Source organism: Bordetella ansorpii (assembly GCF_900078705.1).
In the GTDB taxonomy this organism is placed as follows: domain Bacteria; phylum Pseudomonadota; class Gammaproteobacteria; order Burkholderiales; family Burkholderiaceae_B; genus Bordetella; species Bordetella ansorpii_A.
The window spans coordinates 567,398-580,949 of sequence record NZ_FKIF01000007.1 but is presented as its reverse complement, the minus strand read 5'-3'; the positions used below and the strand labels follow the sequence as shown (position 1 = coordinate 580,949).

Genomic DNA, 13,552 nt, shown 5'->3' with positions numbered 1-13,552 from the left:
TGTGCCTCGCTGATCGGGTTGGAAACTCGGGGTCAGACGCCTTGCTTCAGGCTGGCCTGGATGAAGGGATCCAGGTCGCCGTCCAGCACTTTCTGCGTGTTCGAGATTTCGACGTTGGTGCGCAGGTCCTTGATGCGGCTCTGGTCCAGCACGTACGAACGGATCTGGTGGCCCCAGCCCACGTCGGTCTTGGAGTCTTCCAGCTTCTGCTGCTCGGCCATGCGGTTGCGCATTTCCAGCTCGTACAGGCGCGACTTCAGCATCTGCATGGCTTCGGCGCGGTTGCGGTGCTGCGAACGGTCGTTCTGGCACTGCACGACGATGCCGGTGGGGATGTGCGTCAGGCGCACGGCCGAGTCGGTCTTGTTGATGTGCTGGCCGCCCGCGCCGCTGGCACGGTAGGTGTCCACGCGCAGGTCGGCGGGGTTGACCTCGATCTCGAACGAGTCGTCGATCTCGGGATAGACGAACACGCTGGCGAACGAGGTGTGGCGGCCGCCGGAGGAGTCGAACGGGCTCTTGCGGACCAGGCGGTGCACGCCGGTTTCGGTGCGAAGGTAGCCGAATGCGTACTCGCCCTCGAGCTTGATGGTGGCCGACTTCAGCCCCGCCACTTCGCCCTCGGACTCTTCCAGCACTTCGGCCTTGAAACCCTTGCGCTCGGCATACTTCAGGTACTGGCGCAGCAGCATGGAAGCCCAGTCCTGCGCCTCGGTGCCGCCCGCGCCGGCCTGGATGTCCACGAAGCAGTTCAGCGGATCGGCCGGGTTGGAGAACATGCGGCGGAATTCGAGGCCTTCGAGACGTTCCTGGAAGCCGTTGGCGTCCTGCTCGATGGCTTCGAGGGTGGCGTCGTCATTGTCGGCCGCGGCCAGCTCGAACAGCTCGCGCGCATCGGCCACGCCATTGCCCAGTTCGGTCAGCGTGGTGACGACGTCTTCGAGGGATTTCTTTTCACGGCCCAGGTCCTGGGCGTGCTTGGGGTCGTTCCAGACGGCCGGGTCTTCGAGCTCGGCGTTTACGACGTGCAGGCGTTCGGTCTTGGCATCGTAGTCAAAGATACCCCCGTAACGCCAGCTCGCGCTGCGCGTAGTCGGCGAGGCGGGCGGCGATCTGGTTCTGGCGTTCGGCTTCCATGGCGATCCTTGATGACTTTTCTGCGAAACCTGGCATTTTAGCTTGTCTGGGGGAGATCGGTTCGGGGGTGTGCGGAAGGTGCTGTGGTAGGTATGGGGGGAGGCGCATGCGGTGTCGCAGCCGGCCAGGCTGGTGAGCAGGCAGGGCGCCTGGACCGGATGTGCAAACGCCGCCCTGGGGCGGCGTTTGTGTCCGTGAGGCTGGATTGGCAGGCCTATTCGGCGTGCTCGATCACCAACTGCGCCGACACCATGCCGTTCCACACGTTCTGCTCCAGCCGGTAGGCCACCTGCACGTGCTCGGGCACCGACTGATCGTGCCCGAACCAGATGGCGTCGAAGCGCTGGTGGCCGCGTTCCAGCGACAGCTTCAGGTGCTTCTCGCCCACCAGCCGCTGGGCGCGCACGGTGAATTCGTCCAGGAACAGCGGAGCCGCGAAACCCGCGCCCCAGACCTGCTGGTTCAATAGCCCGGCGACCTCCGCATTGGCGTAGCCGGATTCCAGCGTGCCGTCGGTCTCGATCAGCGGCTCGAAGCGGTCGCGGCCCGTCAGCTCGCGCACAGCGGCGTCGAAGGCGGGGGCGAAGGTGGCGAAGTCGTCGCGGCCCAGTGTCAGGCCGGCCGCCATGGCGTGGCCGCCGAACTTGCGGATCAGGTTGGGATGGCGCTTGGAGACCAGGTCCAGCGCGTCGCGCAGGTGCACGTCGGGAATCGAACGGCCCGAGCCGCGGATCTCGTCGTCGCCCGCCGGCGCGAAGGCCAGGGTGGGGCGCCAGAACTTTTCCTTCAGGCGCGAGGCCACCAGGCCCACCACGCCCTGGTGCCAGCCCGGGTCGAACACGCAGACGGTGGCGCCCGGCGCGGCCGAGGGATCGGCCATGGCGGCCATGGCCTGGTCGCGCATCTCGGCCTCGATGGTGCGGCGTTCGCGGTTGATCTGGTCGAGCTGGCGCGCCATGTCCAGGGCCTCGGCCTCGTCGTCGGTGGTCAGGCAGGCGATGCCCAGGCTCATGTCGGCCAGGCGGCCGGCGGCGTTGATGCGCGGGCCCAGGGCGAAGCCCAGGTCGAAGCCGCTGGCGGTGCGCGGCTCGCGGCTGGCCACGGCGAACAGGGCGCGCAGGCCGGGCTGCATGCGGCCGGCGCGCATGCGCTGCAGGCCCTGCGTGACCAGCAGGCGGTTGTTGGCATCGAGCTTGACCACGTCGGCGACCGTGCCCAGCGCCACCAGGTCGGCCAGCGCATCCAGGCGAGGGCCGCCGTCGGCCGCGTACACGCCGCGGCGGCGCAGCTCGGCGCGCAGCGCCAGCATCATGTAGAAGATGACGCCCACGCCGGCCAGGTTCTTGGACGGGAAGCCGCAGCCGGGCTGGTTGGGGTTCACGATGGCCAGGGCGTCGGGCAGGGTGTCGCCGGGCAGGTGATGGTCGGTGACGACCACGCCGATGCCGGCGGCATTGGCCGCGGCCACGCCGTCGACGCTGGCGATGCCGTTGTCCACCGTGATGATGAGGTCGGGCTTGCCGCCGCGGTGCGTGCAGGCCAGTTCGATCACGGCGGGCGACAGGCCATAGCCCGTTTCGAAGCGGTTGGGCACCAGGAAGTCGACGTCGGCGCCCATGGCGGCCAGGGCGCGCAGGCCGACCGCGCAGGCGGTGGCGCCGTCGCAGTCGTAGTCGGCCACGATCAGCAGCTTCTTGCGCTGCTGGATGGCGTCGGCCAGCACGCCAGCGGCATGCGCCGAATGCGTCAGGCCGCTGGGCGGCAGCAGCGCGGGCCAGGCCAGGCGGGTCTGGTCGGGGTGCGTGACCCCGCGCGCGGCCCACAGGCGCGACAGCAGGGGATGGATGCCGGCGGATTCCAGCAGCCTGCAGGCTGCGGCGTCGGTGGGGCGTACGGTCAGACGGGGCGAGACCACCAGGTGTTCCAGTCGTGCTTGGGCGCCGGCAGCCATTTCAGCAGGCCGGTGCGCGGTTTCAGGGTGAGCCGGACGCGGCGATCCTCGCCCAGCAGCAGCAGTTCGGTGGGTTGCGCGGGCAGGGGGGATTTCTCCGAGCCCGCCAGCGGGGCGATGCGCGCGCGGTCCAGGCCGGACAGGGCGTCGAGCCAGGTGGCCCAGTCGCCGGCGCGGTGGGCGGCGTCCAGGTCGGTGATGAGCTGGGCGTCGTCCGGCGCGGGCTGCTGGATGGGCCAGGGCGTTGCGCCGCCGTACAGCCACAACCCGTTGACCGGGGCGGCGCCGCGCGCGGCGCGGGCCTCGTTCACCGGGTGTTCGTACCAGGCCATCTGGATTTCGTTCAGCAGGCGGCGCCACGGGCGCATGGTGGCGTCCTGCGGCCACCAGGCATTCAGGTTGTGGCCGGCCACGGCGCGCGGGCTGCCCGTGTGCGGGCGCAGGCCCTCGGGCAGGGTCACGCGCCAGCGGTGGGGGGCCAGGGGGGCGGCGGCGAAGGCGGTACCGTCGAATAGCGGCGCGACGGCGTCGTAGAGCGCCTGGCCTTCCTCTGGCCGCAAGTCCATCTGGTCCGGCTCCAGCAGCGAGGCCTGGTCGGTGCCCAGGGCCATGTGGACGAGGTCGGCGAGCCAGATGCCGGAATTGGCCGATGCCGCGCCGGCGGGGGAAGGCGTCGCGGACGCGTCTGCTGATGCCGCATCCGGGCCGGGCGGCGAAGCCGGGGGACGCGTGGCGTCGGTTCGGGCTTGCGCGGCCAGCAGCGGTCCGAGACCCGCCCCGAAAGGCAGTTCAGGCTGGCCGCGAAAGCCCGCCCGTTCCAGTTGCCAGGCTTCGAGGGGCGTACAGCCCTGCGCGCGCACGTCGAAGGGCTCGGACCGGGCCTGGCCGGCCTGCAGCCAGGCATGCAACGCGGGCGCCTGCTTGGGCAGCCGCTTGGCCAGTTCGGGCGCGACGGACGCCGGGGGCAGGGCGCCGGGGATGACAATGAGCATGGGCGGGATTGTAGTGCGACGTTTCGGTCACGGGCTGACTGACGGAATCGGCCCCTTGTCGGGGAACTCTGGAGAGCGGCTCGGCACCAACGGATGATGAGTCCGCTGGTCCACACGGAAACTTTTCGCCAAACATCCCTCGTACTCTGCACACATTTCGCTACGAGCCCCCTCATCCTTGATGCCATAATCCCGCTCGTGCTGAAAATCCCCTATGAACTCTGGGTAGGCGCCCGTTATGCGGGCATGGCCTCCCTGCGCGGTCGGCGCGGACGCGACCGCTTCGTCTCCTTCATCGCCGCCTCGTCGATGGCGGGCATCGCGCTGGGCGTGGCCGCCCTGATCGTGGTGCTGTCCGTGATGAACGGTTTCCAGAAGGAAGTGCGCGACCGCATGCTGTCGGTGCTGCCGCACATCGAGCTCTACGTGCCGGGCGCCTCGCCCGAACGCGTGCTGACGCTGTGGCCGAATTTCGCCGGCGACCTGGGCAAGAATCCCGCCATCATCGGCCAGGCGCCGTTCGTGGCGGCGCAGGGCATGCTGGTGCGCGGCGATGCCGTACGCGGGGTGCAGGTGCGCGGCATCGATCCCGTCGCCGAAGGCAAGGTGTCCGACATCCCGCGCGAGATGACCAGCGGCAAGCTCGAGTCGCTCGAGCCCGGCAGCTACGGCATCGTGCTGGGCGAGGAACTGGCCAAGACCATGGGCGTGAAGGCCGGCGACACGGTGCTGATGCTGGCCCCGCAGAGCAGCGCCGGCGCCGAACCCGACAACGCCAATGCCCGCCTGGCCGTGGCCCCGGGCGGTTTCGCGCCGCGCATGCGGCAGTTCACCGTCACCGGCATCTTTTCGTCGGGCCATTACGAATACGACTCCTCGCTGGCCTTCATCAACGACCGCGACGCGGCGGCGGTGTTCGCCGACAGCGGCACGGCCGGCATGCGCCTGCGCGTGAACGACATGCAGCGCGCGCCCCAGATCGCGGCCGAGCTGCAGAAGACGCTGCCGCCCTACATCATGGCCAGCGACTGGACGCGCAACAACCGCACCTGGTTCGCCGCGGTGCAGACGCAGAAACGCATGATGTTCCTCATCCTGGCGCTGATCGTGGCGGTGGCCGCGTTCAACCTGCTGGCCTCGCTGGTGATGGCGGTCAAGGACAAGCGCTCCGACGTCGCCATCCTGCGCACGCTGGGCGCGCGGCCGGGCGAGATCGCGCGCATCTTCCTTGTGCAGGGCTCGCTGATCGGCGTCATCGGCACTGTCCTGGGCGTGACCGGCGGCATCCTCATCGCCTACAACATCCACATCATCGTGCCTTTCATCGAGCGCCTGCTGGGCATCCATTTCCTGGCGCGCGAGGTCTACTTCATCAACGAACTGCCGTCCGATCCGCAGATGGCGGACATCGTCTCCATCGGCCTCACGTCGCTGGCGCTGTCGCTGGTGGCCACGCTCTATCCCAGCTGGCGCGCCTCGCGGCTGCAGCCGGCCCAGGTGCTGCGGCAGGACTGATCCATGTTCAAGATTCCCTACGAGTTCTGGATCGGCGCCCGCTATGCAGGCATCGTTTCGCCGGGCGGACGGCGCGGCCGCCGCGACCGCTTCGTGTCCTTCATCGCCGGTTCGTCCATGGTGGGCATCGCGCTGGGCGTGGCCGCCCTGATCGTGGTGCTGTCCGTGATGAACGGCTTCCAGAGGGACGTGCGCGACCGCATGCTGTCGGTGCTGCCGCACATCGAACTGTCCCAGCCCGACGAGGCGTCGCAGGCCGTGCTGGCCCATTGGCAGAAGCTGGCCGACGATGCGAAGAAGAATCCCGCCGTCATCGGCGAGGCGCCGTTCGTGTCGGCGCAGGGCATGCTGGTGCGCGGCCAGGCGCTGCGCGGCGTGCAGGTGCGCGGCATCGACGCGGCCACCGAGGGCGCCGTGTCCGACCTGCCGAAGCAGATCACCCGCGGCAAGCTGGCGGCGCTCGAACCGGGCAGCTATGGCGTGGTGCTGGGCGACGAACTGGCCAACGGGCTGGGCCTGCGCGTGGGCGATACGGTGCTGATGCTGGCGCCGCAGGGTTCCATCAGCCCGGCCGGCTTCACGCCGCGCATGCGGCAGTTCACCGTGGTGGGCGTGTTCTCGTCGGGCCACTACGAATACGACTCCACGCTGGCCTTCATCGACGCCGAGGACGCGGCGCGCGTGTTCCGCGACAGCGGCACGGCGGGCGTGCGGCTGCGCATCGACGACATGCAGCGCGCGCCCGAGGTCGCGGCCCAGTTGCAGAAATCCATGCCCGAGGGCGTGAAGGCCAGCGACTGGACGCAGAGCAACCGCACCTGGTTCGCCGCCGTGCAGACCGAGAAGCGCATGATGTTCCTGATCCTGGCGCTGATCGTGGCGGTGGCCGCGTTCAACCTGCTGTCCTCGCTGGTGATGGCCGTCAAGGACAAGCAGTCCGACATCGCCATCCTGCGCACGCTGGGCGCGGGCCCCGGCGAGGTCGCGCGCATCTTCCTGGTGCAGGGGGCGCTGATCGGCGTCATCGGCACCATCGTGGGCGTCGGGGGGGGCATCCTCCTGGCCTATAACATCGACGTCATCGTGCCTTTCATCGAAGGCCTGTTCGGCATCCAGTTCATGCCGCGCGAAGTGTATTTCGTGAGCGCGCTGCCGTCCGATCCGCAGGCCGCCGACATCGTCACCATCGGCATCACGTCGCTGGTGCTGTCGCTGCTGGCCACGCTCTATCCCAGCTGGCGCGCCTCGCGCCTGCAACCGGCACAGGTATTGCGCCATGACTGACAGCCAAAAGACCCTTCACGGCGACAAGACGTCGCCCGCCCTGCACGCCGAGAACCTGGCCAAGATCTACGACGAAGGCCCGGCCCGCATCGAGGTGCTGGGCGGCGTATCGCTGACCGTGCAGCGCGGCGAGATGGTCGCCATCATCGGCGCGTCGGGCTCGGGCAAGAGCACGCTGCTGCACATCCTGGGGCTGCTGGACGTGCCTTCCAGCGGCAACGTCACCGTGGATGGCGTGGCCGCCGAGGGCCTGAGCGAATCCGCCAAGAGCCAGTTGCGCAACCGCAGCCTGGGTTTCGTCTACCAGTTCCATCACCTGCTGCCCGAGTTCTCGGCGCTGGACAACGTGGCCATGCCGCTGATCGTGCGGCGCCAGTCGCGCGAGTCGGCCCGCCTGGCCGCGCGCGAGGTGCTGGCGCAGGTGGGCCTGTCCGCGCGGGAAGGGCATTTCCCGGGCCAGTTGTCGGGCGGCGAACGCCAGCGCGTGGCGCTGGCGCGCGCGCTGGTCACGCGGCCGGCCTGCGTGCTGGCCGACGAGCCCACCGGCAACCTGGATCGCCAGACCGCGCACGGCATGTTCGACCTGCTGGCCCGCGTGAACCGCGAGTCCGGCACCGCTTTCGTCATCGTCACGCACGACCGCGAACTGGCGGCCCGGGCCGACCGGCAACTGCACATGGAACGCGGTAAGCTGGTGCTGGATCGCGTTCCGGGCTGATCCGGATTTCCGCTAGGCGCGGGCAGGGCGCGTGCCCTGGCGGCCCGCCTTGTTCATCGCCATGCTGATCGACACCCACTGCCACCTGGATGCCGCCGAGTTCGACGCCGACCGCGCCGACGTGGCGCGGTGCGCCTGGCAGGCCGAGGTGCGCGCCATCGTCATCCCGGCGATCGCACGCTTCAATTTCGACGTGGTGCGCGACCTGGCACACGCCACCGCGGGCGGCGCCTACGCGCTGGGCATCCATCCCCTGTACGTGCGGGACGCCCGCGACGAAGACCTGGTTACGCTGCGCCAGGCCGTGGCCGTCGCGATGGACGACCCGCGCTTCGTCGCCATCGGCGAGATCGGCCTGGATTTCTTCGTCGAAGAGATCGCCAGCGGCGTGCAGCGGGAACGGCAGGAGCATTTCTACGCCGCCCAGCTGGACATCGCCGCCGAGTTCGGCTTGCCGGTGCTGCTGCACGTGCGCCGTTCGCAGGACATCGTGTTGAAGCACCTGCGGCGCAAGCCCAGGCTGCGGGGCGGCATCGCCCATGCCTTCAATGGCAGCGCGCAGCAGGCGCAGGGCTTCATCGACCAGGGCTGCGCGTTGGGCATCGGAGGGGCCATGACGTATCCGCGCGCGCGGCAGATCCGCCGTCATGCGGCGGAATTGCCGTTGGATCATCTGGTGCTGGAAACGGATGCGCCCGACATCCCGCCCGCCTGGCTGCACGAGCCGGACCGGCGCAATGCGCCGCATCAAGTGTCGCGGATTGCCGAGTCGCTGGCGGAATTGCGTGGCGAGTCCGCGGCGGTGATACGCGCTGAGACTGGCGCGACGGCGATTCGGGTGCTTCCTCGTTTAAAGAATGTCCTGCTTCCCATTGCCTGAGCAATGTCTCTGCTGCCTGTTCACCAAGCGACGCACGTTACTCAGCGATACCCTGCGGGGTAGCTCAAGTATCGAGAGCCGGTATGACATCCAGTTCTGAGAAATTGCTGATTTTGACTGAGCCATCTGGAAAGCGAGCAACGATTTCCAGTCGACCACCCATCGCTTCTATGTGGCTGCGCAGCGTGGAAATGTACATGTCTGTCCGCTTTTCCATTTTCGCTATAGATGGCTGCTGAACATGCAGTATTTCGGCCAACATCTTTTGTGAAAGCCCCCGGGCCTGCCTCAGTTCCTGAAGCGGCATTTCACTGAGCATTTGTTCCGTGGCTGCCTTGGCGCGGGTCTGCGACTCGGCAGACATGGCTGCACGCAGGGCGTCAAATTTTTTCGCCATGGGTCAGTCCTTCCCGTCTTAGTGCATTCAGATGTTCGTCGTAGAGCCGATCAGCCAAGGGGACGTACCTGTGGTACCACCGGTCATCTCCGGTATTGTCACCACCGATCAGCAAGATCGCCGTGCGTCTCGGATCGAATGCGTACAAGGTGCGCAAAGGGTTGCCCCCTGATTGTTCAAAGGAATAATTTCGTCAAGGGAACTCCACGGCCACCGAAGCGGCGGTGCATTCGGTCTCCTGTCCGGTCTCAAATTGAACGCGTCCATGCCGTCAAGCCGCCGACGCCTCATGCCAAAACCGCCGCGCGGGCAGGGGGCGCGGGCGCCGCACTCTGCGTGGCCGCCTGCGGCAACTCGATCTGCACCACCAGCCCGCGCGGCTTGCGGTTCTGGGCGCGGATACTGCCGCCGTGCGCCTCGACTGCGGCGCGGGCGATGCTCAATCCCAAACCCGCGCCCTTGGCGCGCGAGGCGCCCGGCACGCGGAAATACGGTTCGAACAGATGGCCGACGTGCTCGGACGGCACCCCCGGCCCGTTGTCCTCGATGTCCAGCAGCAGCCGGCCTTCGTCGGCCTGCAAGGCCACGTGGATGGCCGCCGCCGCGCCCGCGTGGCGCAGCGCGTTGCGCAGCACGTTGTCGACGGCGCTGGCCAGGGTCTGCGCGTCGCCGGTCACCCACAGCGGACCCGGCGCGGTCCAGGCGATGCCGATGCGCTGCTCGCCGGCCTCGAAACGGGCGTCCTGCACCAGGGTGTCCACCAGATGGCTGAGATCCACCGGCGCGGTGGGCCGGGCCATGGCGGACAGCCGCGCCAGTTGCAGCGTATGGCCGACAAGGCTGTCCAGGCGCTCGCATTCGCGTTCGATGCGGTCCAGTTGCAGAGCCTGCGTGTCGTCCTTGCGGCGCGCCAGTTCGGTGGCCAGCCGCAGCCGCGCCAGCGGCGAGCGCAACTCGTGCGCCACCGTGTGCAGCAGTTGCTCGCGGGTATCCACCAGCGCCTGCAGCCGGCCCGCCATGCCGTCGAAGTCGCGCGCCAGCAGGCCCAGCTCGTCGCGCCGCCGGGCCAGTTCGGCAGGCGTGCGGGCCTGCAGATCGCCCTGCGCCAACGCGCGCGTGGCCTGCCGCAGCGCGCGCAGCGGCCGGGTGATGTGGCGGGTCAGCGCCCAACAGAGCGGCGCGGTCACCGCCAGCGCGAAAGCCAGCAGCGCCACCAGCACTGGAGTGAAGGTCAGCAATTCCCAGTGCGAGGAATCGAAGGGCAGGTACAGCATCAGCAGGGCCGTGCCGTCGGGCAGCCGCAGCCATTGCGGCGCCCACCACGACGATCGCACGCCCGGCAGCTCGCGCATCTGCTGCTGCTCTTCCGACATCGGCACGGCGTCCTGCGAGCCGCGGTAGGCATCCAGCCAGTCGCTCATGCGGCGCGGCAGGGCGCGGCCCAGGATGTCCCGGTCCCGCGGGTCGACCACGTAGATCTTCAGCGCCGAGTAACTGTCGGACATGGCCCGGATCCAGCGTTCCAGGCCCTCGGCGCCTTGCGTGCGGGCCACCTGCTGGGCCTCGCGCGCCAGGCCGCCGGGGCTCAGGCCGTCCAGCGAGTTGAAGCGGTACCAGGCCGCCGTGGCCGTCAGCAGCATGCCGCAGGCGACGATGACGGCCATGGCGCACCACACCGACAGGAAGGCGCGCCAGAACAGCGAGCGGACCACGAAGCGGCTCATCCGGCCGCGCCGGCCAGGACGTAGCCCACGCCGCGCAGGTTGCGGATGGCGGGCGCCTCGGGATGGCTGTCCAGGCGCAGCTTGCGCCGCAGGCTGCTGATGTGGGTGTCGATGCTGCGGTCGAAGCGGTCGGGCGCGCGGCCCAGCGCGTATTGCCCGATCAACTCGCGCGCGATGACCTGTCCGGGCGCGCGCATCAGCACTTCCAGGATGCGCTGCTCGGCGCCCGTCAGCGCGACTTCGTCCGCGCCCATGCGGGCCAGGCCGGTGGCCGGGTCCAGCGACAGCGCGCCGACCGACAGTCCCGCCGTGGCCGCCGCGGGCGCTTCCTGGAAGCGCCGCAGCACCGCCGTCATGCGGGCCTGCAGTTCGCGCGGGCTGAAGGGCTTGGCCAGGTAGTCGTCCGCGCCCAGTTCCAGGCCGAGCACGCGGTCGGTCTCGCCGCCGTGGGCCGTGAACATGATGACCGGGCGCCGCGACCGTGCCCGGTACTGGCGCAGCAGGTCCAGTCCGCTGCCGTCGGGCAGCATCAGGTCCAGCAACGTCAGGTCGAAGTCGTCCTGTGCCAGCAGGGGCACGGCTTGGGCGCCAGTGTGCGCCAGCGTCAATTGGTAGCGATGCGGTTCGAGGTATTCGCGCAGCATCTGCGCCAGTTCGACGTCGTCGTCGATCAGCAGGATTCGGCGCGTTGCAGCGAGGGGAGCGTGAGCCATCGTCGATACGTCCTGCGCCCGCTTGCCGGTCTGTCCCATGCCGGCAAGCGGGCGTGTGTGAAGAAGTGCAAAGAAGATAAAAGTTGGGGAAAGCGCGTTGCGGCAACCCTTTCAGTCAAATTCTAATATGAGAATCGTTTTCATTCATAAGTGCATTTCGACGGGAATCCGCGCGCCGGGGGCACGCGGGCCTGGGAATCAGGAGAAACAGAAGAATGAGCAGCAAGCATCTGGCCGGGCGCAGTGCCCTGGGGCCGCGCACGCGTCTGGCCGCCGCCCTGTGCGCGGCGGGTTGGGGCATCACGGGTACTGCCTGGGCGCAGACCACGCTGGCAGCGCAGACCCTGGACACCGTGGTGGTGACCGCCAGTGGTTTCGAACAGCAGATCCAGGATGCGCCGGCGTCCATCAGTGTGATCACGCGGCAGGACCTGGAGAACAAGTTCTATCGTGACGTGACCGATGCGCTGCTCGAAGTGCCCGGCGTGGTCGTCACCGGTGGCGCCGACCGGCAGGATATCAGCCTGCGCGGCATGGCCTCGCAATACACCCTGATCCTGATCGACGGCAAGCGCCAGAATTCCCGCGAGACCCGCACCAATTCCGACGGTCCGGGCGTGGAGGGCGGCTGGTCGCCGCCGATCTCGGCCATCGAGCGCATCGAAGTGGTGCGCGGCCCGATGTCCTCGCTGTACGGCTCCGACGCCATGGGCGGCGTGATCAACATCATCACGCGCAAGGTGCCGCAGGCCTGGGGCGGCGAGATCCGCATGGACACCACCATCCAGGAAAGCAGCAAGTCTGGCGACATCTACCAGGGCAACTTCTACCTGGCCGGCCCGATCAAGACCGACATGCTGGGCCTGCAGATCTACGGCCAGGGCACGCAGCGCGACGAGGACAACCTCTACAACGGTTTCCGGCAGCGCGCCGCCAACACCGTCACCGCCAAGCTGGCGCTGACGCCCACCCGCAATCACGACATCGTCCTGGAAGCCACGCATGCGCGCCAGAAGTACGAGAATACGCTGGGCAAGACCGTCGAGCCGCTGGCGCCCGGCGCCGCGTGCCCGCGCACCGGTTGCCCGGCCTCGTCGGAGACCGACTACCGCAGCAACAAGTGGGCGCTGTCGCACACGGGCCGCTGGGGCTGGGCCGTGTCGGATTCGTACGTGCAGCAGGAAGAGTTCGACAACCGCTCGCGGCGGATGAAGATCAAGAACACCGACATCAAGACCAACTGGACGCTGCCGCTGGGCAGCCACATGCTGACGATCGGTGGCTCGTTCCTGGAGCAGAGCTTGAACGACCAGACCGGCAACCAGCTGGCGGGCGGCCCGAGCGACGTCGAGCGCTACCAGTGGGCGCTGTTCGCCGAGGACGAATGGCGCCTGGCCGACAGTTTCGCGCTGACGGGCGGCCTGCGCATGGACAAGGACGAGAACTTCGGCGATCACTTCAGCCCGCGCCTGTACGGCGTGTGGCACCTGGCCGAACGCTGGACCCTGAAGGGCGGCGTGTCCACGGGCTTTCGCGCGCCCGACCTGCGCCAGACCGTGGCGGGCTGGGGCCAGGTCAGCCGCGGCGGCAACATGTACGGCAATCCCGACCTGAAGCCGGAGAAGTCCGTCACCGAGGAAATCGGCCTGCTGTACGACAACGGCGAGGGTTTCAACGCCGGCCTGACCGTGTTCAACAACGACTTCAAGGACAAGATCACCCGCGTGGCGTGCCCGCTGACGCAGTGCACGGACGGTCCCAACCAGTTCGGCGCCAATCCCACCACCTACCTGAACGTGGACGAGGCAGTGTCGCGCGGGGTGGAGGCCAGCATGCGCCTGCCGCTGGACCGGGCCTGGTCGCTCACGGCCAGCTATACCTTCACGGATTCCGAGCAGAAGTCGGGCCAGTACAAGGGCCAGCCGCTGAACCAGCTGCCGCGCCACCTGTTCACCACCACCGTGAACTGGCAGGCCTCCGATGCCCTGCGGGCGTGGGCGCGCCTGAATTACCGCGGCAAGGAAAGCCAGCCCATCACGGGCCCGTCGTCCTCGGCGGTCGTGGCGCCTTCCTACACTTTCGTCGACCTGGGCGGCTCGTATGCCGTCAACAAGAGCGTGTCGGTCTACGCCGGCATCTACAACCTGTTCGACAAGGACGTGGGCTACGACGACTACGCCTATGTGGAAGACGGCCGCCGCTACTGGCTGGGCGTGGGAGTGAAGTTCTGAACATGAAGCA

The 13,552-nt window shown here is 68.3% G+C and carries 11 protein-coding genes and 1 pseudogene; 5 read left to right on the top strand and 7 right to left on the bottom strand.

The window, feature by feature from the left end; translation table 11 throughout:
* Positions 1-32 precede the first annotated feature (32 nt).
* From prfB to A6745_RS18355, 3 genes are all read right to left on the bottom strand, one after another.
* Positions 33-1,137 (bottom strand): peptide chain release factor 2 gene (prfB, locus tag A6745_RS18365; protein ID WP_156513438.1). Its coding sequence is split into 2 segments (ribosomal slippage): positions 33-1,055 and positions 1,057-1,137, totalling 1,104 coding nucleotides; the frame shifts between segments, so codons are not numbered across the junction.
* Between the two features lie 214 nt (positions 1,138-1,351).
* On the bottom strand, positions 1,352-3,052 hold the full coding sequence (recJ, locus tag A6745_RS18360; protein WP_066131373.1) for a single-stranded-DNA-specific exonuclease RecJ: 1,701 nt from the start codon (positions 3,050-3,052) through the stop codon (positions 1,352-1,354).
* The gene (locus tag A6745_RS18355) at positions 3,034-4,080 is read right to left on the bottom strand and encodes a hypothetical protein (RefSeq protein ID WP_066130245.1); all 1,047 of its coding nucleotides are present in this window, start codon (positions 4,078-4,080) and stop codon (positions 3,034-3,036) included. The genes recJ and A6745_RS18355 overlap by 19 nt, the downstream gene beginning before the upstream one ends.
* A 198-nt stretch (positions 4,081-4,278) precedes the next feature.
* On the opposite strand from A6745_RS18355, the gene A6745_RS18350 reads away from it, so the two are divergent.
* From A6745_RS18350 to A6745_RS18335, 4 genes are all read left to right on the top strand, one after another.
* Positions 4,279-5,595, top strand: a complete 1,317-nt coding sequence (locus A6745_RS18350) for a lipoprotein-releasing ABC transporter permease subunit (RefSeq protein ID WP_082853138.1) — start codon at positions 4,279-4,281, stop codon at positions 5,593-5,595.
* A 3-nt stretch (positions 5,596-5,598) separates the two neighbouring features.
* On the top strand, positions 5,599-6,879 hold the full coding sequence (locus tag A6745_RS18345; protein ID WP_066130241.1) for a lipoprotein-releasing ABC transporter permease subunit: 1,281 nt from the start codon (positions 5,599-5,601) through the stop codon (positions 6,877-6,879).
* On the top strand, positions 6,872-7,597 hold the full coding sequence (locus A6745_RS18340) for an ABC transporter ATP-binding protein (RefSeq protein WP_066130239.1): 726 nt from the start codon (positions 6,872-6,874) through the stop codon (positions 7,595-7,597). The genes A6745_RS18345 and A6745_RS18340 overlap by 8 nt, the downstream gene beginning before the upstream one ends.
* A 61-nt stretch (positions 7,598-7,658) precedes the next feature.
* The gene (locus tag A6745_RS18335) at positions 7,659-8,477 is read left to right on the top strand and encodes a TatD family hydrolase (protein ID WP_066131371.1); all 819 of its coding nucleotides are present in this window, start codon (positions 7,659-7,661) and stop codon (positions 8,475-8,477) included.
* Positions 8,478-8,541: 64 nt separating this feature from the next.
* On the opposite strand, the gene A6745_RS18330 is transcribed toward A6745_RS18335, so the two are convergent.
* From A6745_RS18330 to A6745_RS18320, 4 genes and pseudogenes are all read right to left on the bottom strand, one after another.
* Complete coding sequence (locus A6745_RS18330; protein ID WP_066130237.1) at positions 8,542-8,874, bottom strand: XRE family transcriptional regulator; 333 nt, start codon at positions 8,872-8,874, stop codon at positions 8,542-8,544.
* Positions 8,858-9,037: pseudogene (locus tag A6745_RS27970) on the bottom strand (type II toxin-antitoxin system RelE/ParE family toxin); the annotation flags it as partial. The gene A6745_RS18330 and the pseudogene A6745_RS27970, both read right to left, overlap by 17 nt.
* Before the next feature lie 124 nt (positions 9,038-9,161).
* Complete coding sequence (locus A6745_RS18325; RefSeq protein ID WP_066130235.1) at positions 9,162-10,598, bottom strand: ATP-binding protein; 1,437 nt, start codon at positions 10,596-10,598, stop codon at positions 9,162-9,164.
* On the bottom strand, positions 10,595-11,311 hold the full coding sequence (locus A6745_RS18320) for a response regulator transcription factor (protein ID WP_066131369.1): 717 nt from the start codon (positions 11,309-11,311) through the stop codon (positions 10,595-10,597). The genes A6745_RS18325 and A6745_RS18320 overlap by 4 nt, the downstream gene beginning before the upstream one ends.
* Positions 11,312-11,526: 215 nt before the next feature.
* On the opposite strand from A6745_RS18320, the gene A6745_RS18315 reads away from it, so the two are divergent.
* Positions 11,527-13,542 carry a ligand-gated channel protein gene (locus tag A6745_RS18315; RefSeq protein WP_066130233.1) on the top strand — a complete coding sequence of 672 codons (2,016 nt, stop codon included), beginning with the start codon at positions 11,527-11,529 and terminating at the stop codon, positions 13,540-13,542.
* Positions 13,543-13,552 lie beyond the last annotated feature (10 nt).